Below are 23,590 nucleotides of genomic sequence, written 5' to 3' on the forward strand. Positions count from 1 at the left end.
ATGTATCTCTTTGAGATGGAACTTACTAAAATAAAACGGTGTGAATATCACTACTTCCTTGCTGCCAATCCATAATCAGCAGCAGCACCGCCATCAGGAATGGCTAGAGGGTGCTCCTGCCGTAAGTGCGAGTACACATCCTTATAACCACCAGATTCAATCATCTCAATCTGATCGTAAAAAGTGAGTAGGTATTCTTTTAGTTCAAAGCGTTTCGACGAAGGCAGTGGCCTAAAATCCTGAATAATCTTCAATAGTTGCTCCTTCTTACGGAGGAATACTTCTAAGATTTCCTGCATCTCCTCATCATCGGCCAAGGTCCCCAGGTATATTCGCTGGCGAATAGTGATTTGCCCGAGGTGATTGGCTGGAATAGCATAAGGAGCATCAACAAAGCCCGCAAAATCAAAATCATAGCCTACAGGCACTAATTTCCCATCCACAGAACGACGAATTAGTTTAATATTCCGCATTACCGGCACACTGTAGTCAGAATTACCGATAAGGTACTGGAACATCGCATGCATACCACTGGCTTTTGTATCAAATGCCGTGACGGGCTGGTAGGTACAATCCTCGCATTCTTCCCCATTAAGGCGTGCTTCCAATTCGCTGGTAGACTCAATCAAAAAGCCAAGGCGACGGAAACCATTCAGGCGACCAGAATCATCAATGTACTGGATACTTACCAACTGAACGCGATAGCTGTAAGGATTCAGCTCCTGGTATAATTTATAAGCAAGGTACTCTTGCATTACTTTCTCATTACCAACATTTTTGTCATCGGTACAATGCGTGACCAATTTAAGTTTATCATGATCTGCGAGACCTCGATTAAACAGAGCTGTTTTTGAAAAATTGAGCTTCAATGGAGGAAAATCACACACTTGGCGGCGGAATTTACCTCTAGCCTTTACTTTAAGATCCCAGGTTTGTGCTCCTCCTTGCCCTGAGGTAAAAGAAAATGTAGCAGGCTGGTAACTTGCCTCTTGATCGGTACTGCTGAGCAAGTTTACCAGATCGGTACGAAGTGTAACCTCCTTGATTTCTTCACCAGTTAACAAATCAAAAATAGACGTACCAGGAGATAATTGTGCTTGAACAGTTTGAACTGACAGTAATAAAGCAATAGCAATTAGCTTTCTCAAATGGAATGATTTAATTAATAAATCATGTATTGCCGTACATGTTTGCGTTTTCATACTAGTAGGGATTAGTAATAGTAAAAAGACGAAACCAGTAGGTCTCGTCTTTTATATTAACGCAAAGCTAGGCATTAAGTGCCCATCTTTGTGTTAAATCTACACTAACTTTTGAAATCAAAGGATATTATGCCTTAGAAGGTGTATTGGTTAACAAAATTTCTCTCTTGGGCCGTAAGCAGGGAAAATAATTTGGCTCCTTCGATAGGAGAATTAACGTCGAACGCCATAGTCTTCGGGTTTTGCGCCCGCAGGCACAACCAAAGGAGCCGTTTGCCGCATCTGAGAGTAGGTTCTCACCTTCCCAAGTTCACGTAAATCAGCAAGATGCGCATAGAATCCATCTAAATAGGTACGCATTTCCAAACGAGCAGTAGAAGACAATGCACGCTGAGATTTAATTATTTGCTCTAGCTCCTCTCGTGTTTTCTCAAAATGAGCAAGTGTTTCTTCCATCAATTGATCCGTTACCTGAAAACCTAGAAAAACACGATCCTGTATGGACGTTTGTCCCAGTTCACGGGCAGGAATAGCATAAGGTACACTTACCATCGCTGAAAAATCAAAATCGTAAGCAACGGGTATGGCCTTCCCTTCGCTATTTGAAAACAGTTTCAAATTACGCACCATAGAGAGGTTAAAATCTGTGTTTCCAATCATATATTGGAATACGGCCAACATATTCTCTGCAGGCAATTCAACTTGATCAGGTGTATAACCCCGACAGTCTTCACATTCTTTAGCTGCTAACCTGGCAGCCAATTCCTGCGTACTTTCTAATATAAAGGCATAACGACGCAAGTTATTGACTTCCCCTTTATTATCAACATAGTTAATTTGCAAAAGGTAAGCTTCATAGCTGGCAGGAGTAAGTGCATTGTACAACTGATAAGTAGTATACTCACGTAGTACAGCCTCCTTTGCCTCTCGGCGGTTTTCCTGGCAATGTGTTACGACCTTATACTTATCAAATTCTGCAAAACCACGGTTTTTTAAATCTCCTTTGGCAAAATCAAGCTTGAGCGGAGGGAATTCACAAACACGTCGACGAAATTTGCCCCGTGCGCTAATCTTTATATCCCATTCCTCTGTTACATCATCACTATTAACAAAACTTAATACTGCTTTTTGGTCTTCTTCTCCTTGAAGCTCAAGTAAGTTTGTTAAATCGGTAGTGATTGTTACTTCTGAAACATCCTGCACTGCCAAATAATCAAAAACAGACATTGGCTGTGCCGTCATAAGCACAGGAATCAACAATGTCGCTAAGGAAACAATTATAGGCCTGATTGAACAGGAATATTTTTTCATATTAAGTTATTTTAGGGCTTGGTTTAGTTTTTTGTTAATTTTACCAGCTTTCAAAGATTAAACCTTTGATCCTTCTAATAAGTTGCGACAAAGGTAGGGTTTTTAAAAAATTTAATTCTGAATTGAAAGATTAATTATTCCAATAAAGAATTAAATTTTAAACAAAGTTCCTTATCCTTATTTTAATCGGCAGTGTTGCTTTGCACACTATCTGAATTTGGCTTAAGACAACTACTAAAAAATCCTGTGTGGCGGAGTCCATTTAATGGTATGAAGGGAGTGTTAACTTAATAGTTTAGAAATTGATCAGCAGGAAAAAACAGCGCACTTATTGGGTAAGACAGGACCAGTTGTTGGGTTTCCTGCTTTTGCTATTTGGCAGCATTTTTTTTAGTGACTGTCATACACCAGCACCAGTACCAATTCGCTGGGAGATGGCCGTTACCTCAAGCGCTCCGCCTGCTATTATCTTGATGATCGGCGACGGAATGGGGCTAAGTCAAATGTCCGCTGCGATGTATACTAGCCCTAGCCCTTTAGCTATTGAAGAGTTTCCTGTTATTGGTTTTCACAAATCTCATTCCAGTTCAGACCTTATTACAGACTCTGCAGCAGGAGCTACGGCCTTTGCTTGTGGGGAAAAAACCTACAATGGTGCTATTGGCCTGAATGCAGATACCATTCCCTGCTTAAGTATTATGGAAGAGGCGATGGTCCGAGGTATGGCTACTGGCATTGTAGCTACTTCTACGATTGTACACGCAACACCTGCTTCTTTTCTCGCTCATCAAAAAATGCGTATCTTCTATGAGCAAATCGCTGAAGATATTTGTCAATCCGGTGTAGACATCATGATCGGCGGAGGTAAGAGATATTTTGACCGGCGAAAAATGGATGACCGCGACCTGCTGGCAGAGCTGCAAAGTAGAGGCTATCGAATAGGCGATTATTTTAATGGAGAATTAACCCAGGTAAAACCTGATCCAAAGCTAAAATTTGCCTTTCTAACTGCCGACAACCAGCCTTTGCCTGTTAACCAGGGTCGATCCTACCTTACTTATGCTAGCCGACTTAGTGCAGATTTCCTCAATATCAGAGGAGCCGAAGAAGGCTTTATCCTAATGATCGAAGGGAGTCAAATTGATTGGGCCAATCATGCTAACGAAGGAAAGTTAGCGATACAGGAAACCCTTGATTTTGACCGAGCCGTAGGAGAAATTCTTAAATTTGCACGCCAACGTGGAAATACCCTCGTTATAGTCACCGCTGACCATGAATCAGGAGGTATGGCGCTTCAGAGTGGATCAAAACGAGGCAAAATAAAAACGGAGTTTACCACCAATGGGCACACAGGATCTATGGTTCCTGTTTATGCTTTTGGCCCAGGTGCTGAAGCTTTTTCCGGTATATATGAAAACACTGCTATTTACCAGAAAATGCGAGACTTTCTCCACTGGGGACCAGAAAAAATTGGTCTGGAAAACCTAAAACCTCTGGAAAATCAATTTTTACCAAAGAAGTGATAAGAATACTCAAATCGTTAATTAAGGAACAGCACGAAAATAAAATGTGACTTTGTTTCCAAGGTAGTTAACTAAACGATTTACTTCAAAGTGTGTTAACTATTTGGGAAATCCCGAAAAAATCGCATTTCATTTTCTGCGCAATACTAAACTATTACATGTCTGCCCTAACCAACCCCACCATTTCTCCTGAAAATCTACTATTGATAGAGGAGAGCGCCCGCGATTTTGCGGAAACCAATATTCGTCCCCATGTTATGGAATGGGACGAGACACAACACTTCCCCATCGATCTGTTTCACAAGATGGGTGAATATGGCTTTTTAGGAGTTCTTGTACCCGAAGCTTACGGAGGTGCCGGGCTCAACTACGAAGCCTACATCAGCATTATCGTGGAAATCGCCAAGGTCTGCGGCTCTATTGGCCTTTCTGTAGCTGCCCACAATTCTCTATGTACCAATCATATTCTTATGTTTGGCGACGAAGAACAAAAGCAAAAATACCTTCCAAAGCTAGCCACTGGAGAATGGATCGGTGCCTGGGGGCTTACCGAGCCTAATACAGGAAGTGATGCTGGCAGAATGCGTTGTGTTGCCGAACAAGATGGCGATTACTTCGTGCTCAACGGAAGCAAAAATTTCATTACCCACGGCAAATCAGGTCACGTAGCAGTTGTCATTGCACGCACCGGAGAGTTACTTGATAGTCACGGAATGACTGCCTTCGTGATAGAGCGCGGCACACCCGGCTTTACGGCAGGAAAAAAAGAGAATAAACTAGGCATGCGTGCCAGTGAAACGGCTGAAATGATTTTCGACAATTGTCGAATTCATAAGAGTCAGGTTCTTGGAGAAGTAGGTGCTGGCTTCATTCAGTCAATGAAAATCCTGGACGGCGGCCGTATCTCCATTGCAGCCTTGTCTTTAGGTATTGCAAAAGGTGCTTACCTCGCTTCCGTACAATATGCCAAGGAACGAGAACAGTTTGGTAAAGCCATTGCCAAGTTTCAGGCCATCAGCTTTAAGCTGGCTGATATGGCTACGGAGATAGAAGCGTCAGAATTGCTCACCCGTAAAGCAGGAGCACTGAAGGACGCTAACCAACCCGTAACCAAGGTGTCCGCTATGGCGAAATACTATGCTTCCGAAGCCGCCGTGAGGGTCGCTACCGAAGCGGTGCAGATTTTCGGCGGGTATGGCTTCACCAAAGACTTCCCTGTTGAGAAATACTACCGCGATGTTAAACTCTGTACCATTGGTGAAGGAACATCAGAAATTCAGAAATTGGTGATCAGTCGGCATGTGCTAAAGGACTAATCCCCTCGCAGCCAGGCCTTGAAAGCTTGTACCTTTTCTCGGCTAACGACGACCTCCTCCCCTGTTTCCAGGTGAGGGAGATGTAACTTAAGGCGACTGTTGCTATAAACAGTCGCCTTATTTATTGAAGGTAAGCCGACGTAATATTTTCGGTTGACCCGAAAATAAGCTTTAGGGTCAAGCAAAGATTCTAATTGCTCCAAATTGTACTCCACAACATGCTTTCGGCCATCGCGCAGGCGAATCCAGGTCATTTTATTTTCTGACCAAAAGTAATGGATTTCCTCTACCGGTATCGCCTGGATGGTCGCACCCGATTTAATAACAAAGCGCTCCTTGTATTGCTTGCCCTGAATCATTGCCAATGCTTGCTGCAAAATATCTAAACTTGGTGGCCCTGTAGTTTTTTCTGGAAGCCGCTCCTGAAATTTCCCTAAGGCGCGATCCAGCTTCTCTCCTGCAATCGGTTTCAACAGATAATCAATACTGTTGACTTCAAAAGCTTGTAAAGCATACTGATCAAAAGCAGTGGTAAAGATAACCGGACAAGGTAGTTTGACTTGCTCAAAAATAGAAAAACTCAGTCCGTCAGCCAGCTGAATATCAAAGAAAGCCAAATCTGGTATCAAGCCTTTATTAAGCTCCTCCACCGTTTCTTCGATACTGTCAAATGTTCCTACGAGATCAAAATCTGGCAGCCGCTGGTGCAGCATAGTTGCGAGACGATCAGCAGCTAATGGTTCGTCTTCAACGATTAGAATGCGCATATTCGGTAATTTTTAGAATAGGGAGACTAACTTGGTAGTAATCGGAGGCCTCATCAATTTCAATCAACTGATCACTCAACAAAGCATAGCGTTGGCGAATATTATCCAACCCGACGCCTAACGAAGTCTGTTCTTGCTGCTTCGGCTGAAAATTATTGCGAACAATGATCCTGTCTTTCACTTTTTTTATCACAAGGTTTAAAGGCTTACGCCGAGAGACAATATTATGCTTGATTGCATTTTCAGCTAGCATTTGCAAGGACAAGGGAGGTAAAGCATCAGATGCTTCGGTTTCCACATCAAGCGCTACCTGAAGTTGATCTCCAAATCGAATTTTCAATAAAAAAAGATAGGATTCCAGCATTTCCTTTTCACTAGCTAGCGAGACAACTTCTTTGTCCTGTGCTTCCAGGACATAGCGGTAAACTTGGGCCAGTTGTTCAATAAACTTAGCAGACAGTTCAGCGTCTTTGTAGACTAAATTGCTGAGTACATTAAGGCTATTAAACAAGAAATGTGGATTTACCTGATTCTGGAGAGACTCGTATTTACTGGCCAAGCTGGCACGCTTTAGTTCCTCCTGCTCCACAATAGCCTGCCGATAAGATAGCAGGAAGCTACGACCGTGCAGAAACATACTAATCACAAAAGTAATCAGTAATATACTCCAATAATACCCAGCCTGTAGCGCAAATACTCGGCTAGGTAAACGCCCATACCGCAACAGTGTAAAAACCACGTCTACAAAAACAGCAATAAACAAAGTGACAATGATTGTCAACAACAAAGAGATCAATAAGCGTTTCAGCGGATAATCTGTCCAGGAAATCTTCACCTCATTAGAAAGCACACCATTGCCTACCCAAATTAGCGCCGTCAAAAAGCCGGACCTAAGGGTTTCCCAAAAAAAGGATGCACTTAGGCTCCACCCAGTAAGCAAACCGATAATGCCGAATACTACACAGCCTCCAATAAAAGGTTTTATGGTAGCTTTTGAATAGCTGAGGACTTTTTGCATTTTTACTGGAACTAAATTTTTTCAAAAGGTACAAAATCCAGGAACTATATGGAATCGTTTGATAAAGAATGTTTAAGATGTGGCTTAGACTATCCCAACCAAACGATTTCACATAGTATCAAACGCAGTTACTCCTTACTTTCCAAGTCAGCTGTCGCTTTTTGTAGCATCCAAGTATTAGTTGGTGCACCCCAATGTGGAGCTATTCCCTTCTCAGCTTGTGCTTCATTGGCAAAAAGTACTTCAGCATTATTTAGAAAAGGAAGGGCCTTTTCCGCACCTCCACCGAAGAATTCCGGCGTAAACAAGACCAGCATTCCACGCAACATCGCAGGACGAGGGTTTGTCTCATCCATTGCAGCTGCTGTAGCATAAGCCTGATGCGCTAAAGGGCTATATTCCCCACCATTTGCCATAGGATCAATCCAGATATACCCTTGGTAAACGTAACCTTCCAGGCACTTCAATTCACTATTATCCGTTGTGAGGGTACGCGCTTGGGCAAGGTAAGCTTCTCCGCGTTTCACCAATTCTGTTACTTTGCCACTATTTCCTTCCTGCATGGCCCCTAAAGCCAATTGCAAAGAGGTGTAACCCAAGTAGTACTGGGGCAACCACTGGTCTGGTTCCGCAGAGGCTATCCGTTCAAGTTGGTTGCTGATTTCCTCCCAAGCCACCGGTCCTTCAGTAGCTTCCATTTTCACAAGAACGCCTTGCATGGCCGCCTCAAAGCGGTCGCCCTGGGCCTGAATCGAAAGGATAGAACAAAAAAGAATGCAGAAGAATAAGCTTAAGTTTTTCATGGTATTGGTATTTAAAATTTTGAAATCTTATTAAAATTGACTGCCCCCCTCTTTCCCGATAGAAAGAAAAACACCAAGGAATAGAAATCTTTTTGCGGGTGGCCGAATAGTAACCGAGGCATAACTTCCATCGGCTTCCGGCTGCTGGCTAAATTGCTGACCATAGTTGTTTTCGAAGCCAGGGAGGTTATTCACCGAACAGTGAACAATCAATAGGTGCCCTTTTAACTGGGTCAAATAACTCCAATTCATGCTGACGTCACGATAAGCCGTCGTTTTCCCCTGAAGCATTCCCGTTTCTGTTTGATGATAATAATTCCGGGGAGTCGCATACACAGCAGTCATCCCGACCAAAGACTGCCAACGCGGAATCCAATATTTGTAAACTAGGTTAACGGTATGCTTGGCCGCAAAAGGTGGTTGAATACGTTCCGTAAATCGTTCATAACGACGTTCTGTGTCCAGATAAGAATAAGAGACCCAAAAATCACTGTTGGCAATGGATACTTTGTCACGAAAAAACACATCAATTCCCTGGGCATAACCATCGCCATTATTTTCCCAGCCAGTGGTTGCCAAGGTTGCTAAATCATCATAGGTTTTGCGGTAAGCTTCCACACGCAAGGTTCGTCCATCTTTTTGCCATTGCCAGTTGGTGATAAAGTGCCAAGCTTCTTCCATTTCAAGCATTGGCGCTGAAAGGATTTGAACCTTCTGAGGGCGTTGCGTAAAGCGACCGGTAGCAAAACTAACCTGACTCTTGGTGCCTGTCTTATAAGCTACCGACAATCTGGGGCTAATGACCAATTCATCGGATACGTGGCGCATTTCGGTTCGGAGTCCGGTACGTGCCACCAGCTTTTTGCTAAACGTCCAGTCTGCTTCCGTAAAAAATGCCGTATAAGGCTCTTGCTGTTCCTGTAGAAAAGTAGCTTCGGGAACCTCTAACTGTTCTTCAAAAGACTCTCGCCAATGGCTAATCCCAAAGCGAAGTAAATGCCCCTGCCCTAGTGACCTGCTCAAACGAGCCTTGGCCAATAATGCCGTCTCGCGAGACCGAATGTCTGCAATGGTCGCTGTTTTATCAAGGTGATCGGTATAGGCCGCACTTACTTGCAAATGCCATTCAGCTCCTAATGTCTTTTGAAAAGAAGTGCCCAGGTAAGTGTAAGTATTCTCCAAGCTCACCTCCAGGCTATCGGAAAGCTGCTGAGGATTGAGCGTTTTTAGTGACATTCCGCTTTGATGGTGCTGCGCTTGAAGCTTCCACAAGCTGCCATTATCGGATTTATGCCGGAATATTAGTTGACCACCAGCAGTGCGTGGTGCTTTTTGCCATTGTAGGTTTTGGGGAACCAGGTTCATATAAGGCCCCAGATTCGTATAATCTGCTGATACAGCTACAGATGTTTGTTCCCAGCGTTGGGTGTGACTCAGGTTGCCTCCCACGCTCATCAATGATATCGCCGTTAAAGTCGCAGGTGCCAAATCCTGGGTTTCTAATACCAGGGCACTAGATAAAGCCTGGCCATATTCGGCAGAATAGCCACCTGTACTAAAGGTTGTTCCTTTAAATAAAACGGGCGAAAACCGACCGCGACTCGGAACATTGGGTGTTGTACTGGTGTAAGGTTGTGCGACATAAAGACCATCTATAAAGGTGCGCGTCTCGTAAGCAGCTCCACCTCGGACAAACAAGCGGCCATCCTCCCCTACTCGCTGCGCACCGGGCAATGTCTGCAAGGCACCCAATACATCACCATTCGCACCAGCTGTTGTAACAATATCTAAAGGCCGAAGCGTCACTGATTTTTTACTATCACTCGCTTCAAAAGCTCCCGCCGTAATAACGACAGCATCTAGTTCACTGGTCGCCGGAGTTAATTGGATATCAAAATCAAAAGATTCGTTTGCAAGATCAATATCCTGGCTCCAATCTTCGTACCCCAGGTAGCTGACACTTAATGTAAAAGCGCCTTTCTCTGTTGTTGTAAAAGAAAATAATCCTTCCAAGTCGGTAGAAGCACCATCGTAAGTGCCTGTTAGAAATACATTTGCGCCTATTACGGGTTGATTGTTTTCGTCCCAAATTTCACCAGACAAGGTTAAATGCTGGGATTGACCATAGGAACTACACAAGAGAAAAACAACAAAGAAGTAAAAGTATCGCATCGCTTTAGGTATTCTTGATTTGATACCTCAAAGGTGCAGGCTAAATAGCAGCGCTTAAACTAAAGCTTACCCAACTGTCGAAAGGAGCTACTGAACTGTCGATCCATAAAACAGCAATCCCGAGTCCGGCACAAAGCCAGACCCGGGATTACCTTTTATTGCGCAAAAAAACAAGTTGAGCCTTCTCTTAAGTTTTCCAAATAGCTGACACGCTTTAAATGAATCGCTTAGCCAGTTATTTGAAAAACGAAGCCCCAACTTCTTTTTGTGCTGTCTCTATCAATCTCAGAAAAAGAGATTACTTATCCTCTACTTCTTCGTATTCTACATCAGTTACATCTTCAGCAGCTCCGGCACCAGCGCCAGCTCCGTTGCCTGCTCCTGCATCAGCAGTAGGTTCGCCATCGGCACCAGCTTCTTGCGTAGCTTGGTACATTTCTTGGCTGGCAGCCTGCCAAGCAGCATTCAATGTTTCCATGTGTGTATCGATACCTGCGATGTCTTCTGCATCTTTAGCAGCTTTCAGATCAGCAGCAGCCTTTTCAATAGCTTCTTTCTTTTCTGCGGGTAGCTTATCGCCGTATTCTTTGAGTTGCTTTTCTGTTTGGAAAACTAAGTTTTCGGCACCATTTAGCTTCTCAATACGCTCCTTAGCTTCGCGGTCAGAATCAGCATTGGCCTCAGCTTCTGCTTTCATGCGAGCAATTTCTTCTTTGCTCAATCCAGTAGAAGCTTCGATGCGAATACTTTGCTCTTTGCCTGTACCTTTATCCTTAGCAGAAACGCTCAGGATACCGTTGGCATCCATATCGAAAGATACTTCAACCTGAGGTACACCACGAGGTGCAGGTGGGATATCATTAAGGATAAAGCGACCAACAGTGCGGTTATCTCTAGCCATTGAACGTTCTCCCTGGAGAATGTGAATCTCTACAGAAGGCTGGTTATCAGATGCGGTAGAGTAAATTTTAGACTTCTTGGTTGGAATCGTACTATTGGCTTCGATGACTACATCGTAAACACCGCCCATTGTTTCGATACCCATAGAAAGTGGCGTTACATCAAGCAGTAGTACATCTTGTACATCACCACTCAGTACACCACCCTGGATCGCAGCACCTACAGCTACAACTTCGTCAGGATTTACTCCTTTATTAGGCTTCTTGCCGAAGAATTTCTCTACAGCTTCCTGGATACGTGGGATACGAGTAGAACCACCAACCAAGATGATTTCATCAATATCGCTGGTAGAAAGACCTGCATCTTTCAAGGCATCCTGACAAGGCTTAAGCGTACGCTCTACCAAGCTGTCTGCCAATTGCTCGAATTTAGCACGAGACAGCTTCACCACCAAGTGCTTAGGCACACCATCAACAGCAGTGATATAAGGTAGGTTGATTTCCGTTTCAGAACCACTGGAAAGCTCAATTTTAGCTTTCTCCGCAGCGTCCTTCAAACGCTGAAGGGCCATTGGATCTTTACGCAAATCCATGTTCTCTTGCTTCTGAAATTCTTCCGCAAGGAAATCAATGATTACACGGTCAAAGTCATCTCCACCCAGGTGCGTATCACCATTGGTAGACTTTACTTCGAAAACGCCATCCCCTAAATCAAGGATAGAAATATCAAAGGTACCACCACCTAAATCATAAACAGCAATGGTCATATCCTGCGAACGCTTATCCAATCCATAAGAAAGGGCAGCAGCCGTAGGCTCATTGATAATTCTGCTAATTTTGAGGCCAGCGATCTCGCCAGCTTCCTTAGTCGCCTGACGCTGAGAGTCATTAAAGTAGGCAGGTACTGTTACAACAGCTTCTGTAACATCCTGGCCCAAAAAGTCTTCTGCTACCTTTTTCATCTTCTGCAATACCATCGCAGAAATTTCCTGGGCAGAATACATGCGACCGTCAATGTCAACCCGAATGGTGTCATTGTCGCCTTTTACAACTTTGTAAGGAACACGATCTACTTCATTTTTCAATTCCGTGAAGCGTGCCCCCATAAAACGCTTGATCGAAGAGACCGTCCGCGTAGGGTTAGTGATAGCTTGACGCTTGGCAGGATCACCAATCTTACGCTCACCATTATCCATGAAAGCGACAACTGAAGGCGTAGTACGACGGCCTTCGTCATTGGGGATAACTACCGGCTCGTTGCCTTCCATCACTGCTACGCAGGAGTTGGTTGTTCCAAGGTCAATACCGATAATCTTGCTCATATTTATGTGTATTTTACGTTTGTTCTTGTTATTTAATACAGTCATCACAACGCAAGGAATGTGCCAATTGCAAGCATATCTTTACTTTCTGACAAAACGATAGGCCGTATAAGCCTTCTACGCCATTATTACAGCTGACGCTGTCAGTTTTTTATGCCATTTCGGCAGTTACTCCAACAAACAAGCCCCAAGCAGAACATGAAGAAACCTGATTTCAGTAAAATAGATGGAAGTGATCAGGCACCGGAGGGATATGCTTTTGTACCAGTTAACCTATATGGTGTTTCTTTCGCCTTAGTGATCCCTGATGATGGAAGCATCGCTTCCTTCTTCCCTGATGTTCAACTGACGAGAATGAATAGTTGCACTGGATCAAACGGTTGCGGTTGTGAATATGAAAAACGATGTATATTAGGAAATTGCTTTTACACCTGTGGAGGGTGTTCTACATGTACGCTAACCATTAATTAGCAAACTTTAAGAGCATTTGAAATTAACAAAGCCGTGTCTACAAAGTTGTAAACACGGCTTTCCTGTGCCTATAAATAACGAAGTCTATTTAAGGGACAAACCTAAGGTCTGCAGTAATGGCACCATTATATAAACTGTCTCGTGCTTGTGAATCCATAGTTAATCCATCAGAAGTGACTTGGTAACGAGAGGTCACAATACCTACACCGTTTTCTACATTAGAATAAACAGGAACTGATTGAGCTGACGTAATACCAATATTTGCATTCGCAATCCGCAGGTAGTCTTCAATTTCCACACCAGCACCGGTGACCTGAATGAAGATGCCATCAAACTTACGACTACCTGTTTCCAAGGGCTCTATTTCAGAGGCCAGGAACTGATAAAAGGCTTCATTATCAAAAGTAATAGACTGCGCAGACACGCTTTCATCTCTGATGATGTTTTTAGCTACGTCCCATTCAACTTGTTTTTCCAGAAAGTCATTAGGGTTATCTGGATCTGTTTCACGGTATTTAAAAATCATTTGAATATCAAAGACTCTGCCTTCTTCTCCACTCGGGCGGAAGCCTAAACGGGTTGTTTTAGCAAAATCACCAAATCTAAAAAAACCCGAAGTCGGCAAACTGGCAACTTCTACTTCACTAACCATCACAGAGGTTGCAGTAGCAGCCTCCTCTCCTTCTCTTTCTACGATTACCCGAAAATCGCTGCCGTCATTAAGAATCAGCTGGCTCCTTTTAAGCTTATAAAGGTAATTCGGTTCATTAACAAAATCGCCTTCATCTCTTGGGTAGCCTTCATCGCGGCCATCGACTCTCTCTAATTCAGCTGTTTCGCCATTGCTTAGGCGCTCAATCTTTACGGTTACACTATTCACATCATAATAAATAGAATCAGGAATTTGAGCAATCTCAGGAGCATTACCACCGGGCTCAAGAAAAGCACGTTCTACTCTTATATAATAGGCCGTATCCTGTACCGACAAGAAAGCATAAACAACCGGGATATCTTTCCAATCGCCTTCCAGTTGAAAATCAGTTTCGCAAGAAGACCATAGCATGGCGGTTCCCAAAAGAAGGAAAAAGAGGGAATTTTTAATCGTCATAAGTATTTTAATCAATGGCACCCAAAAGTCGTGATGATGCCTTATGTTTAACAGTCGATCGCAAAAGTAGGCTTTTGTTTTAAAACCAGAAGCACCTTTTCACGCTTGACGTCAGCTAAAAGCCAAAAAGGATAAAAATAAATTGTTCCCTATCTTGCAGCTTCGTATTGTACAAACCTAACAATCAATTTATGTCCGTTCATAGAGATGTCAAAAAAGTAACGACACATATCCTCCAGGCAATGAAGTCCCGCGGTGAAAAAATCGCCATGTTGACGGCCTACGACTATAGCATGGCTCGTATTTTGGATGCCGCCGGAGTTGATGTCCTTCTTGTTGGAGATTCAGCCTCCAATGTTATGGCGGGGCACGAAACAACCTTGCCCATTACCTTGGATCAGATGATTTACCATGCAAGTTCCGTAGTAAGAGCTGTTGATCGCGCTTTGGTCGTCGTTGATTTACCCTTTGGCACTTATCAAGGGAATAGCAAACTCGCTCTGGAATCGACAATCAGAATCATGAAAGAATCTGGTGCTCATGCGGTAAAGCTCGAAGGCGGCGGTGAAATTGATGAAAGTATCAAGCGTATTCTCAAGGCAGGAGTACCTGTTATGGGGCACTTGGGACTAACCCCACAGTCCATTTATAAATTTGGCACCTACACGGTACGCGCCAAGGAAGAAGAAGAAGCAGCACAGTTGATCAAAGACGCCAAAATTTTACAGAAACTAGGTTGTTTTGCCATTGTTTTAGAGAAAATCCCTGCTCACCTAACAAAGATTGTCAGCGAAGAACTTGTCATTCCAACGATAGGCATTGGAGGCGGTGGTCATGCTGATGGGCAAGTTTTGGTAACGCATGACATGGTGGGCATCACCAAGGATTTTCACCCTCGGTTTCTACGTAGATACCTCGAATTATTTGATGTCATGAAAGAAGCTACGGAGCAATATATCAAGGATGTAAAGAGTGGTGACTTTCCCAACGACAACGAGCAGTACTAGCGTGATGCCTCTTGTAGCTCAAAATAGAACGTTTCAATAAAAGGGTATGTACCGAAAACTTCTACGTTTCCTTCTGGCCTTTAGCATTATTGCACTGATAAGTGCCTATTTCATTTACCGAAGTGTTGCCGGACCTGAGATACTAGCGGAGGGCGCAGAAACGGTCTATGTAGAAATCCCTCACGGTACTTCTTTTGAAGCATTGACCCGCATTTTATTGGCCAAAAAGCTAATTCCAAACGAAGCTGTTTTTCGGTCACTGGCTAAAAAACTTAACTACGAAGCTGACCCGGTACGCTCCGGCAGGTTTGCCGTAGAACCCGGTATGAAATTACCTGATTTCATCTATCGCTTACGTAATGGAAAACAAGCTCCGGTAATGGTTGTGCTCACTACCGAAAGAGAACTTACAGATGTAGCAGCAAAAGTTGCACGATTTATAGAACCTGACGCACAAGCCTTTATTCAACTTTTCCAAAAGGAGGATTTTCTTGATTCTTTAGGCTACACCAAGGAAAACCTTATGAGTTTATTTATCCCTAATAGTTATGAGCTTTACTGGGACACCTCCCCTCGTGATTTTATCAGAAGGATGATCGAAGAGCATGATATCTTTTGGAAAAGGAAAGACCGCTACATCAGGGCTAACCAGCTGGAGCTTTCGCAAGCAGATGTCTATACCCTTGCCTCCATTGTTGAAAAAGAAACGCTCCAGAATGACGAAAAAAAGCGAATGGCCGGTGTCTATTACAATCGATTAAAAATAGGTATGAAGCTGCAAGCAGATCCTACTGCCGTATTTGCCAGCAGAGATTTCAATACCAACCGGGTTACAAATTATCACTTGCAGGTAGACTCTCCTTATAATACTTATAAATACAAGGGGCTACCTCCTGGTCCAATTGCAATGGCGAGTATTGCTTCTATTGATGCTGTCTTAAATCATGAACAACATGATTATCTTTACTTTTGTGCCAAAGGAGATGGCAGTGGTTACCACACTTTTGCCAAAAATCTCGAAGCCCATAAACGGAATGCCGAAATTTATCGAGAAAATCGAAGAAAAAGAGGCAAATAGCAAAAAAGTGTAAAGGTGTAAGGGTTGGAAAAGTGTAAGCGTTACATCAAACAGCAAACAAAAAAAACATGGTTCACGTTATCGATTTAAACTTTCAGGGAATTAGCCAAAATATTGCTGCTTTTTTAGTAGAAACTGATGTTGGGCCAATTCTAGTCGAAACAGGTCCGCATTCTACTTTGCCCAGCTTGCAAAAAGGAGTAGAAATGGCAGGCTACCGATTGGAAGATATCCAGCATGTGTTCCTTACCCATATTCACCTAGATCATGCGGGTGCTGCCTGGTGGTTTGCTCGTAATGGCGCTAATATCTACGTTCACCCCCGAGGCAGTAAACACCTTGCCGCACCAGAACGACTGATGGAATCCGCCCGCAGAATCTACCAAGACAAGATGGATGAGTTATGGGGAGAAATGCATCAGATTAACCCAGCACTAATCGTTGAAGCAGAACATGAAGCGGCCTACGAAATAGGGCAAAAAACGATCAAAGCCTGGCACACTCCCGGGCATGCAGTACACCATATCGCATGGCAGATTGGTCCAAACCTCTTCACTGGTGATGTAGCCGGCGTAAGTATTAATCAAGGCGTAGTGATCCCTCCCTGTCCTCCACCTGATATCAACATTGAAGATTGGGAAGCTAGTCTTGATCTTCTGAAAAAAATAAAACCAGAACGGTTTTGCTTAACCCATTTTGGGCCGGTTGCCTATAGTGAGGAGCATATCGAAAGCTTACGAAGCCGCTTACATAAATGGGCCAACTGGATAAAGCCTTACTATCAAGAAGGTAAATCGGTAGAGGAGATTACACCTCTTTTCCAAACTATGGTTAAAAACGATTTGGAGACCAGTGGCGTAAACAGCTCTGATATGGCTAAGTACGAGGCAGCAAACCCCAGCTGGATGAGTGTGGCTGGTTTGTTGCGTTATTGGAAGAAAAAAGAGGCGTAAATAATACCCTAAAATAAATAGCGCCTCTACTTGTTTGTCAAGTAGAGGCGCTATTTATTTTAGGGCTGTTTCTAAGAAGCTGGCAAAAGGTTTGTAAACGCCTTGATAATGCCTTTCAAGAAACGTACATCTGGGGAAGGCATCGGCTCTGCCACAGAGCGGATTTGATCAGAAATACCATCAACGGTTTCCGAAGCCTCTACCACCATTTGCGCATTAAAAAGAAACGCATAAGCTGCAAAGCTGACGAGTACTAAACAAGAAATAAAGAGTAAATTTTTCGCTTTCATAAATTCTTCCTTGAAACATTATTGTAAAAGTCACTCGTATTTGGCTAATATCCTAGCTTTTATCGACAAAGTATGGTTATTTTCCGATGAATGGTCCCCCTGTAAGACGACTTACAGCGGACAATGGTTGCAGAAGTAGGTGAAAAAAATTAACAGATTTACGGTTAAAACGGCTAAATGCGTCGTAACTTGGTCTTGTTAATGGTTCTGTTTACTTAAATAATTAAATTAATTATGAGATTAACGCTTACTTTTTTAATGTTATGTGCTGTGACAACAATGTCTTTTGCACAAATTAATTCAGCATCTCCTTTTCCTGTGGACTTCGAAATCCTAGCACCAGCCGATGATGCTGGTATCTATGATTATGGAACACAAGCCGGTGAAAATACTGATTTCCCATGGGGGCCTACGCTCAGTGAAACCTTGGTTAGGGATATTGCCTGGGGCTACACTGCTGCAGGAGACAGCCTTGGCTGTGAGGCCATTGTTACGGACTTGACTGGTAAAATTGCGGTCATCCGCCGTGGTGCTTGTGATTTCACAGTCAAAGTACTAAACGCACAGAATGCAGGTGCAGATGGTGTTATTATTATCAACCACTATGATAATGTAGATGACACTGATGCTTTCGTTATTGGAATGTCTTGTGGAGCAGCTGAAAATTGTGCGGATATTACGATCCCTGCGATTTTCGTTAGCCGGACTACGGGTGAAATTATCGTAAGCTCACTGGCCGCTGGAGAGACCATGAATGTTTCTTTTACAGTTAAGTCGTTTTACGATCCTGCTTCTAGCTTTTCTATCCAAACTCCTTTGACGGATGCAATTCCGTTTGACTCTTATTTTATTCATTACGTGAATCCAAATTCGGTTGATGCAGTTGATGTAACTGTTACCGCAACAATTGCAGCTCCTTCTGGCATAGAAACCGTACTTACCGGAGCTTCTAATGTTGGTCCTTTGGGTGATTCTATCATTGTTTTAGATGGCGAATATGAGCCAACAGAGCTTGGTACATATACCGTTACCTGGACGCATGATCAAGGTTCTGAAGTACTAGAGAGTCAATTCATAACAACAGATTATACTTATGGCACAGCAAGTCCTGAGCTAGGACAAGCTCCTAGAGTAAGTGATGCCGATTTTGCTACAGGGAACCTCGTATACCAGGCAGGAGCATTGTCTATTATGGATGAAGATGGAGCTGTAGCTACACATGCTTCTTTTGGTTTATCTAACGGTGCTGACCTTTTTACAGGAGACCCTGATGCTGACCAGATTGTTGTTATCCTCTATGATGCTGATAGCGATGACGACAACCTTATTGATTTCAGCCCGACATCAGCCGCTACTACTTTCGACGATCTTACTCCTATAGCTTTGGCTAGTTACACAATTACCGGCAACGAAACAGGTGACGATCAGTTATTCGTAGAATGGGAAAACCTTATCGATGGTGGCAATTTAGTTACCCTTAAGCCTAATGGTGCTTACTATACGGTAATTACTTATGACGGTTCAAATGCAGGTCTTGGTATTTGCCCAGGTTTTGTGGCTAGTGCAGGGGTTAACTACCTCAACTTCCCTACAACTCCTATCATTGTTACCGGTTCCTTCTTCTCAGGTGGATGGAATGGTCAAACGGTAGGTATCAACCTTCACTTGGCTGGCTTCGAGCCACCAGTAGGCACAGAAGACCTACCAGGATTGGATGCTGATAAAGTAACTTTAGCGCCAAACCCAGTTAGCAGTCGCTTGAACGTAATGTTCGACTTAGACCAAACTGCCGACAAGGTGCAAATGATCATGACGGACGTAAGTGGTAAGATTATCACTACAGAAGAATACGAGCAAGTTTTCAACCAGTCTATTGAAATAGACATGGAGCGCTTGCCACGCGGTTCTTACTTCCTGAGCATTGCTACGCCAGAAGGTTACCGTGTTGAGCGGATCATCAAGCAGTAAACATGTTAGGTTTGCCTTCTTGGGTTCCTGGAAAACGAGGAATCATAAGGCAAACCTAACTGTATTAAGTACTGAGTATAGGGTATAGGGATTTTATTTCCAAAAATGTGACGCTATACTCCTCGACTTAGAACGTGGAATGGCGAGCGGGAATCCCGCTCGCCATTCTCATTTATAGTCTAACCGACAAAGATTTGTGAAATTAGTCTAAAACCGCGTCCAGCAATTTCCTAGTATAGGTCTCCTTGGGTGCGCTAAAGAGTTCATCTGTGGTGCCTATTTCTACCATTTTCCCTTTTTGCATCACGAGAACTCGGTCTGCAATAAAGCGGATAACGGCCAGGTCATGGGAAATAAAAAGCAAGGAAAATTGATAGGTGTCCTGGAGGTCTTTGATTAAATTCAACACCTGTGCCTGCACAGAAACATCCAATGCTGACACGGATTCATCGCAAACTAAAACCTTGGGGCGTAGCAACAGTGCTCTGGCTAAGCCTATTCGCTGGCGCTGACCACCGGAGAAAGCCTTGGGATAGCGAGATAAAACTGTTTCGTCTAGCCCTACCTGCTCCAACACTTCTAAGATACGGTTGTTCCGGATAGCCGGCGTCTTATTTGGATCGTGAATCAACAATGGTTCCTCAAGCAATTGAAGGATTGTCAATTTGGGATTTAAAGAACTAAAAGGATCCTGAAATACCATTTGCAGGTCTGGCCTCAAAGGACGCAATTCTTGTTCACTAAGGCTAGTCAACTGGTGGCCTTCAAAAACTACTCCCCCACTACGTATAGGCAACAAGGACAATATTGCTTTGCCTAATGTTGTTTTTCCGCTTCCCGACTCCCCCACTATTCCCAGGCATTCTCCTCTCCGAAGCGAAAAAGATACTTGATCAACCGCTTNTACATATTCCGTTGTTTGTCCCAGCCAGTTGCGTTGAGCGGAGTACCAAACGCTCAAGTCTGTCACCTCCACAATGGCCTCTTGAGAAGAAAGGTGATCCCTCCGGTCTATCATTTCTTTCTCCGACAACTTTAAACCATCCATAAACAGGGATAATTCTTGCTTATTCTTAGAGAGGAAATCCTGGACGGTAGGCAAACGCCGAAGTTGCTCACTGGTCGTGGCTCTGCAATTAAGTAATCCTTTTGTGTAAGGATGCTGCGCATTAGAAAAGATTTGGGCGACCTTTGCTTCCTCGACCTTATGGCCATTTTGCATCACCATTACCCGGTCTGCAATTCCCCTGATAACACCGAGATCGTGGCTAATAAACAGAATAGCAATCCCCAATTCCACTTGTAGCCGCTTGATCAAATCAAGGATTGCTCGCTGAACAGTGACATCAAGGGCAGTGGTAGGTTCGTCTGCTATTAATAATTCAGGTTCAGCACACAGTGCCATAGCTATCATAACCCTTTGGCGCTGACCACCTGATAACTCATGAGGGTAGGCACGATAAATACGTTCAGGTTCCCTCAATTCGACTTTGCCTAGCCATTCAAGCGTTTTCTGCTTAGCACTCTTTTTATCAAGTGCAAGATGCTTTCTTAATACTTCGTCAATTTGTTCTCCACAAGGCATTACAGGGTTAAGGCTGCTCAGTGGCTCTTGAAAAATCATCCCTATCTCCTTCCCTCTGATACTATTTAGTGCAGGTTCAGAAAGTTGGTCTAAGCGGGTATTCCCCTTCCACCATATCTCTCCCTTTGCATTGGCACTACCTGGCAACAACTGCATCACTGATAGGGCGGTAAGTGTTTTTCCTGATCCTGACTCGCCCACAACTCCCAGGCTTTCGCCCTTACCAAGTTCAAATCCAAGTTGCTCAACGGCTATCTTTTCGTCTCCATTGGCCGAAGAAAAACCAATGGTCCACTGAGTGAACCGAAGCAAAGCATCGTTATGAGAGACAGTGGTTTCGATAACCATTTGTTTTACGCCCTTTCTATCGGGCAAGTCATACAATGTGAACCGCCTCTGGCACGAGATAGCTCAGTAGAAGGCAAGGTGATAATCGTCTGTTGAACTTCATCCGGACGAATAATACCATCAGCAAAAGCTTTGAGTAGATCGCGAGCATAAACAACCCGATAGCCAGCCTCCTCAAAGGCTTCTTCTGTTACCGGGTTCCGATCATAGGTCAAGGCAACACCTGGCTTTAAAGCCACCAGGTTACAACCATCCGTCCATTGTTCACGATCCTGATAAGGTGATTCGCCTTTTCCGGCAAAAATAATCCGAGTTTTAGGATCAATTTCTTTTATCAAAAATTCCTGAAGGGAATGGTAGTGCCGCTCCTTTCCTTTTGCTGTAAACACCTGCACATTAGAGCCTAACCCATCGGAAATGATTGGCTTAAAGGCAACATAATCATGGGTATTGATTTGAGTAAAGATCGTATCAATATGCATATACGAGCGATCATTGGGAATGTTGACCTGTACCACATTTTTAATAACACCTTTTTCAAAAAGACTTTCTGCCAATGCACGTATCCCATAAGGAGTAGTTCTTTCGCTACAGCCAATCAAAAGGTAATCTTTATTCAAAATCATCATATCCCCTCCTTCGATCGAAACGGATTCTCCTTTTTTGGAAGGTGGGAATTCATCAATTTTATTCAGATTGATCACCCGCTTCTCTTCCTGCAATTTGGCAAAAATAGGGTGTGCATAAATAATAAAACGAGTGATGAAATTCTCCCGATAACGAGCTTCCTTTGCTGCTTTGGTGATAATGATGTGGTCATTGACCGTTACCGCAATATCTCTGGTGAAGATAAAATTGGGGATAGGATCAAAAAAGAAGTGATCATCCGGAGCGTGATAACCCGTGACCAGTAAATTGGTCAAAGCTGTAGCGGAAAGCCCTCGCATGATGTCACCATAAGACTTAGGCAACTCTTCATGTGCTATGACCAGATTGATCATTTCTTCCTTGCTTTCCGGGTCAGCTTCAAGTGCTTCGTACAGCAATTGTTCTACTTCAATAACATTGTCGTCTCCTACAAATTGGCGAAGGATACTTGTAAATACGTCATGCTCCTTCTGCATTCTGGGAAGATGGACAATGTCATCAAACAACAATTCTTCGGCCCTTTTGGGCGATATTCGACTGATTCCAACATCTGGACGGTGTACCAGGACCCGTCGCAGCGGGTTGATTTCGTTTTCGACAAATACTTTAGACATGGTGGTAATTTGGCTAGAAGGTCAGATGACCAGCTACAACTCTACGACCTTTTCAATCTCGTAGATAGAATTTATTTTACCAGCAAATATGCAATAAAAACGGGGATTATTACTCAATAATCCTATTTCCGTTGGGCGGCCATCATCAATATAATTCGCTCGTAATTTAGACTTAATGGTAAACATACTTGTAAAATAGTGCAGTTCCACCCGATCAGTGAGGTATTGTCGCATTTGAGCCAGCATCTTCTCGTAATTAGACGAGGGCCGGTATTCACAATGATTACAAATGCTTGTAAAGTTAGGGTTACAATCTTGCCGTAACTCCTGACAATCAAAAGCAGGCTGTGAAGCATACGACACCTTATGGTGGGTATAAGCTACGGACGAAAGTGATAAAAGTCCAGATTTCCCGTAAGGCATAATCGACCCAAAAGGGCCATCCATGACTGTGAGGCCAATGTTTTTCAATTGTGGACTGCTCACAAAAGCCATTTCTGAAATTTCGTGCATCAGATTAATTTCTTCCAAACCAAACAACTGGTTAATAGAATTACTAGCGCTGTAAGTAGCATTGATAACCTGCTGTGCCTTGATGGTCCTAGTCGCTTGATGGTCCAATTCAACAACCTCAATTTCCCATGCTGAGCCTACTGCTCCAGCAGCAGCTATTTGGTGGTAACATAGTACTTCTACTCCTGGTGCAGCTTTTAATTTTTCTCGGTAATAAGCTGCAATCAGCACTGGATCAAAAGTGTATTCCTGGGTTTCAAAAACCGCTTCTAAGCGGTGGTAGTTGAAAAGCGGATGTTTTTCTACTCGCTTACATGGAATATCAATATAGCGACAAAAACGCTCAAACTGTGCCGCATCTGTTAGGCTGCCGTAACGATCAATTGCATAGTATTTATCAAAATCAAACAGGATAAAATCTTTGTGATCACGGGTAAAACGCGCCTTGTTTTCATCTGACATACGAGCGGTAGCTACCGAACGAGGATAATGATAACCACTATGCAAACGTGCTTGGTTAACAACAGAGGCTTTCTGCATTAACTGCTTCTCCTTTTCAACAACGATCACTCGACACCCTTTCGATGAAAGGTACAGTGCTGCGTATACCCCGAAAATCCCACCACCAACTATTAGAAAATCGGTATTTGTATTTTTTCCTGATGCTGTCATTC

19 protein-coding genes are annotated in these 23,590 nt (G+C 43.4%); 7 read left to right on the forward strand and 12 right to left on the reverse strand.

The features are described from left to right. Positions 1-50: 50 nt before the first annotated feature. The gene (locus tag A3EU_RS29875) at positions 51-1,148 is read right to left on the reverse strand and encodes a hypothetical protein (RefSeq protein WP_020535793.1); all 1,098 of its coding nucleotides are present in this window, start codon (positions 1,146-1,148) and stop codon (positions 51-53) included. 267 nt (positions 1,149-1,415) lie between these two features. Beyond that, entirely contained in the window at positions 1,416-2,513 is a 1,098-nt protein-coding gene (locus A3EU_RS0108875) for a hypothetical protein (RefSeq protein WP_020535794.1), read from the reverse strand. A gap of 434 nt (positions 2,514-2,947) precedes the next feature. Here A3EU_RS0108875 and A3EU_RS0108880 point away from each other — a divergent pair, with 434 nt between their 5' ends. Together A3EU_RS0108880 and A3EU_RS0108885 are read left to right on the forward strand one after the other, a co-directional pair. Further along, positions 2,948-4,036 (forward strand): alkaline phosphatase, encoded by a 1,089-nt coding sequence (locus A3EU_RS0108880; RefSeq protein WP_245569346.1) that lies wholly within the window; start codon positions 2,948-2,950, stop codon positions 4,034-4,036. 158 nt (positions 4,037-4,194) lie between these two features. Then, the gene (locus A3EU_RS0108885; RefSeq protein WP_020535796.1) at positions 4,195-5,352 is read left to right on the forward strand and encodes an acyl-CoA dehydrogenase family protein; all 1,158 of its coding nucleotides are present in this window, start codon (positions 4,195-4,197) and stop codon (positions 5,350-5,352) included. On the opposite strand, the gene A3EU_RS0108890 is transcribed toward A3EU_RS0108885, so the two are convergent. From A3EU_RS0108890 to dnaK, 5 genes are all read right to left on the reverse strand, one after another. Continuing rightward, complete coding sequence (locus tag A3EU_RS0108890) at positions 5,349-6,119, reverse strand: LytR/AlgR family response regulator transcription factor (RefSeq protein WP_020535797.1); 771 nt, start codon at positions 6,117-6,119, stop codon at positions 5,349-5,351. The genes A3EU_RS0108885 and A3EU_RS0108890 overlap by 4 nt on opposite strands. Next, positions 6,100-7,137: a sensor histidine kinase gene (locus A3EU_RS29880; protein WP_020535798.1), complete on the reverse strand. Its 1,038-nt coding sequence runs from the start codon at positions 7,135-7,137 to the stop codon at positions 6,100-6,102. Before A3EU_RS29880 ends, A3EU_RS0108890 begins: the two co-directional genes overlap by 20 nt. Before the next feature lie 128 nt (positions 7,138-7,265). Continuing rightward, positions 7,266-7,940, reverse strand: coding sequence for a hypothetical protein (locus A3EU_RS32640; protein WP_020535799.1), 675 nt, complete (start codon positions 7,938-7,940; stop codon positions 7,266-7,268). A gap of 30 nt (positions 7,941-7,970) precedes the next feature. Continuing rightward, complete coding sequence (locus A3EU_RS0108905; RefSeq protein ID WP_020535800.1) at positions 7,971-10,112, reverse strand: TonB-dependent receptor; 2,142 nt, start codon at positions 10,110-10,112, stop codon at positions 7,971-7,973. Between the two features lie 298 nt (positions 10,113-10,410). Continuing rightward, positions 10,411-12,333 (reverse strand): molecular chaperone DnaK, encoded by a 1,923-nt coding sequence (gene dnaK / locus A3EU_RS0108910; protein WP_020535801.1) that lies wholly within the window; start codon positions 12,331-12,333, stop codon positions 10,411-10,413. Between the two features lie 198 nt (positions 12,334-12,531). Between dnaK and A3EU_RS34200 the strand changes: the two genes are divergently transcribed. Then, positions 12,532-12,804, forward strand: coding sequence for a hypothetical protein (locus A3EU_RS34200; RefSeq protein WP_156825710.1), 273 nt, complete (start codon positions 12,532-12,534; stop codon positions 12,802-12,804). A gap of 88 nt (positions 12,805-12,892) precedes the next feature. Here the strand turns inward: A3EU_RS34200 and A3EU_RS0108915 are convergent, their stop codons facing one another. Continuing rightward, a complete protein-coding gene (locus tag A3EU_RS0108915; protein ID WP_020535802.1) occupies positions 12,893-13,912 on the reverse strand; it encodes a DUF4249 domain-containing protein in 1,020 nt (339 codons plus the stop codon). 191 nt (positions 13,913-14,103) lie between these two features. On the opposite strand from A3EU_RS0108915, the gene panB reads away from it, so the two are divergent. From panB to A3EU_RS0108930, 3 genes are all read left to right on the forward strand, one after another. Then, entirely contained in the window at positions 14,104-14,919 is an 816-nt protein-coding gene (gene panB / locus A3EU_RS0108920; protein ID WP_026211303.1) for a 3-methyl-2-oxobutanoate hydroxymethyltransferase, read from the forward strand. Positions 14,920-14,965: 46 nt separating this feature from the next. Further along, positions 14,966-15,997: an endolytic transglycosylase MltG gene (mltG, locus tag A3EU_RS0108925; RefSeq protein ID WP_020535804.1), complete on the forward strand. Its 1,032-nt coding sequence runs from the start codon at positions 14,966-14,968 to the stop codon at positions 15,995-15,997. Between the two features lie 68 nt (positions 15,998-16,065). Beyond that, on the forward strand, positions 16,066-16,950 hold the full coding sequence (locus tag A3EU_RS0108930) for an MBL fold metallo-hydrolase (protein ID WP_020535805.1): 885 nt from the start codon (positions 16,066-16,068) through the stop codon (positions 16,948-16,950). 71 nt (positions 16,951-17,021) lie between these two features. Here A3EU_RS0108930 and A3EU_RS0108935 read toward each other — a convergent pair whose 3' ends face one another. Further along, positions 17,022-17,240, reverse strand: coding sequence for a hypothetical protein (locus tag A3EU_RS0108935; protein ID WP_020535806.1), 219 nt, complete (start codon positions 17,238-17,240; stop codon positions 17,022-17,024). Between the two features lie 279 nt (positions 17,241-17,519). Between A3EU_RS0108935 and A3EU_RS0108940 the strand changes: the two genes are divergently transcribed. Then, positions 17,520-19,208 carry a PA domain-containing protein gene (locus tag A3EU_RS0108940; RefSeq protein ID WP_020535807.1) on the forward strand — a complete coding sequence of 563 codons (1,689 nt, stop codon included), beginning with the start codon at positions 17,520-17,522 and terminating at the stop codon, positions 19,206-19,208. A 202-nt stretch (positions 19,209-19,410) separates the two neighbouring features. On the opposite strand, the gene A3EU_RS0108945 is transcribed toward A3EU_RS0108940, so the two are convergent. From A3EU_RS0108945 to A3EU_RS0108955, 3 genes are read right to left on the reverse strand one after another with little or no spacing between them, the layout of a single operon-like run. Beyond that, positions 19,411-21,141: an ABC transporter ATP-binding protein gene (locus A3EU_RS0108945; RefSeq protein ID WP_020535808.1), complete on the reverse strand. Its 1,731-nt coding sequence runs from the start codon at positions 21,139-21,141 to the stop codon at positions 19,411-19,413. Between the two features lie 5 nt (positions 21,142-21,146). Continuing rightward, entirely contained in the window at positions 21,147-22,403 is a 1,257-nt protein-coding gene (locus A3EU_RS0108950) for an arginine deiminase (protein WP_020535809.1), read from the reverse strand. A 33-nt stretch (positions 22,404-22,436) separates the two neighbouring features. Then, the gene (locus tag A3EU_RS0108955; protein WP_020535810.1) at positions 22,437-23,588 is read right to left on the reverse strand and encodes an NAD(P)/FAD-dependent oxidoreductase; all 1,152 of its coding nucleotides are present in this window, start codon (positions 23,586-23,588) and stop codon (positions 22,437-22,439) included. Positions 23,589-23,590 lie beyond the last annotated feature (2 nt).

Source organism: Lewinella cohaerens DSM 23179, assembly GCF_000379805.1.
GTDB lineage: Bacteria > Bacteroidota > Bacteroidia > Chitinophagales > Saprospiraceae > Lewinella > Lewinella cohaerens.

What these genes read in the sequence shown, in the direction of transcription:
- panB (WP_026211303.1), top strand. Translation starts at nt 14,104, where the DNA reads ATGTCCGTTCATAGAGATGTCAAAAAAGTAACGACACATATCCTCCAG.
- A3EU_RS0108890 (WP_020535797.1), bottom strand. Translation starts at nt 6,119, where the DNA reads ATGCGCATTCTAATCGTTGAAGACGAACCATTAGCTGCTGATCGTCTC.
- A3EU_RS34200 (WP_156825710.1), top strand. Translation starts at nt 12,532, where the DNA reads ATGAAGAAACCTGATTTCAGTAAAATAGATGGAAGTGATCAGGCACCG.
- A3EU_RS0108930 (WP_020535805.1), top strand. Translation starts at nt 16,066, where the DNA reads ATGGTTCACGTTATCGATTTAAACTTTCAGGGAATTAGCCAAAATATT.
- A3EU_RS0108950 (WP_020535809.1), bottom strand. Translation starts at nt 22,403, where the DNA reads ATGTCTAAAGTATTTGTCGAAAACGAAATCAACCCGCTGCGACGGGTC.
- dnaK (WP_020535801.1), bottom strand. Translation starts at nt 12,333, where the DNA reads ATGAGCAAGATTATCGGTATTGACCTTGGAACAACCAACTCCTGCGTA.
- mltG (WP_020535804.1), top strand. Translation starts at nt 14,966, where the DNA reads ATGTACCGAAAACTTCTACGTTTCCTTCTGGCCTTTAGCATTATTGCA.
- A3EU_RS0108940 (WP_020535807.1), top strand. Translation starts at nt 17,520, where the DNA reads ATGTCTTTTGCACAAATTAATTCAGCATCTCCTTTTCCTGTGGACTTC.
- A3EU_RS29880 (WP_020535798.1), bottom strand. Translation starts at nt 7,137, where the DNA reads ATGCAAAAAGTCCTCAGCTATTCAAAAGCTACCATAAAACCTTTTATT.
- A3EU_RS0108905 (WP_020535800.1), bottom strand. Translation starts at nt 10,112, where the DNA reads ATGCGATACTTTTACTTCTTTGTTGTTTTTCTCTTGTGTAGTTCCTAT.
- A3EU_RS0108875 (WP_020535794.1), bottom strand. Translation starts at nt 2,513, where the DNA reads ATGAAAAAATATTCCTGTTCAATCAGGCCTATAATTGTTTCCTTAGCG.
- A3EU_RS0108885 (WP_020535796.1), top strand. Translation starts at nt 4,195, where the DNA reads ATGTCTGCCCTAACCAACCCCACCATTTCTCCTGAAAATCTACTATTG.
- A3EU_RS0108880 (WP_245569346.1), top strand. Translation starts at nt 2,948, where the DNA reads ATGGCCGTTACCTCAAGCGCTCCGCCTGCTATTATCTTGATGATCGGC.
- A3EU_RS0108915 (WP_020535802.1), bottom strand. Translation starts at nt 13,912, where the DNA reads ATGACGATTAAAAATTCCCTCTTTTTCCTTCTTTTGGGAACCGCCATG.
- A3EU_RS0108955 (WP_020535810.1), bottom strand. Translation starts at nt 23,588, where the DNA reads ATGACAGCATCAGGAAAAAATACAAATACCGATTTTCTAATAGTTGGT.
- A3EU_RS32640 (WP_020535799.1), bottom strand. Translation starts at nt 7,940, where the DNA reads ATGAAAAACTTAAGCTTATTCTTCTGCATTCTTTTTTGTTCTATCCTT.
- A3EU_RS0108935 (WP_020535806.1), bottom strand. Translation starts at nt 17,240, where the DNA reads ATGAAAGCGAAAAATTTACTCTTTATTTCTTGTTTAGTACTCGTCAGC.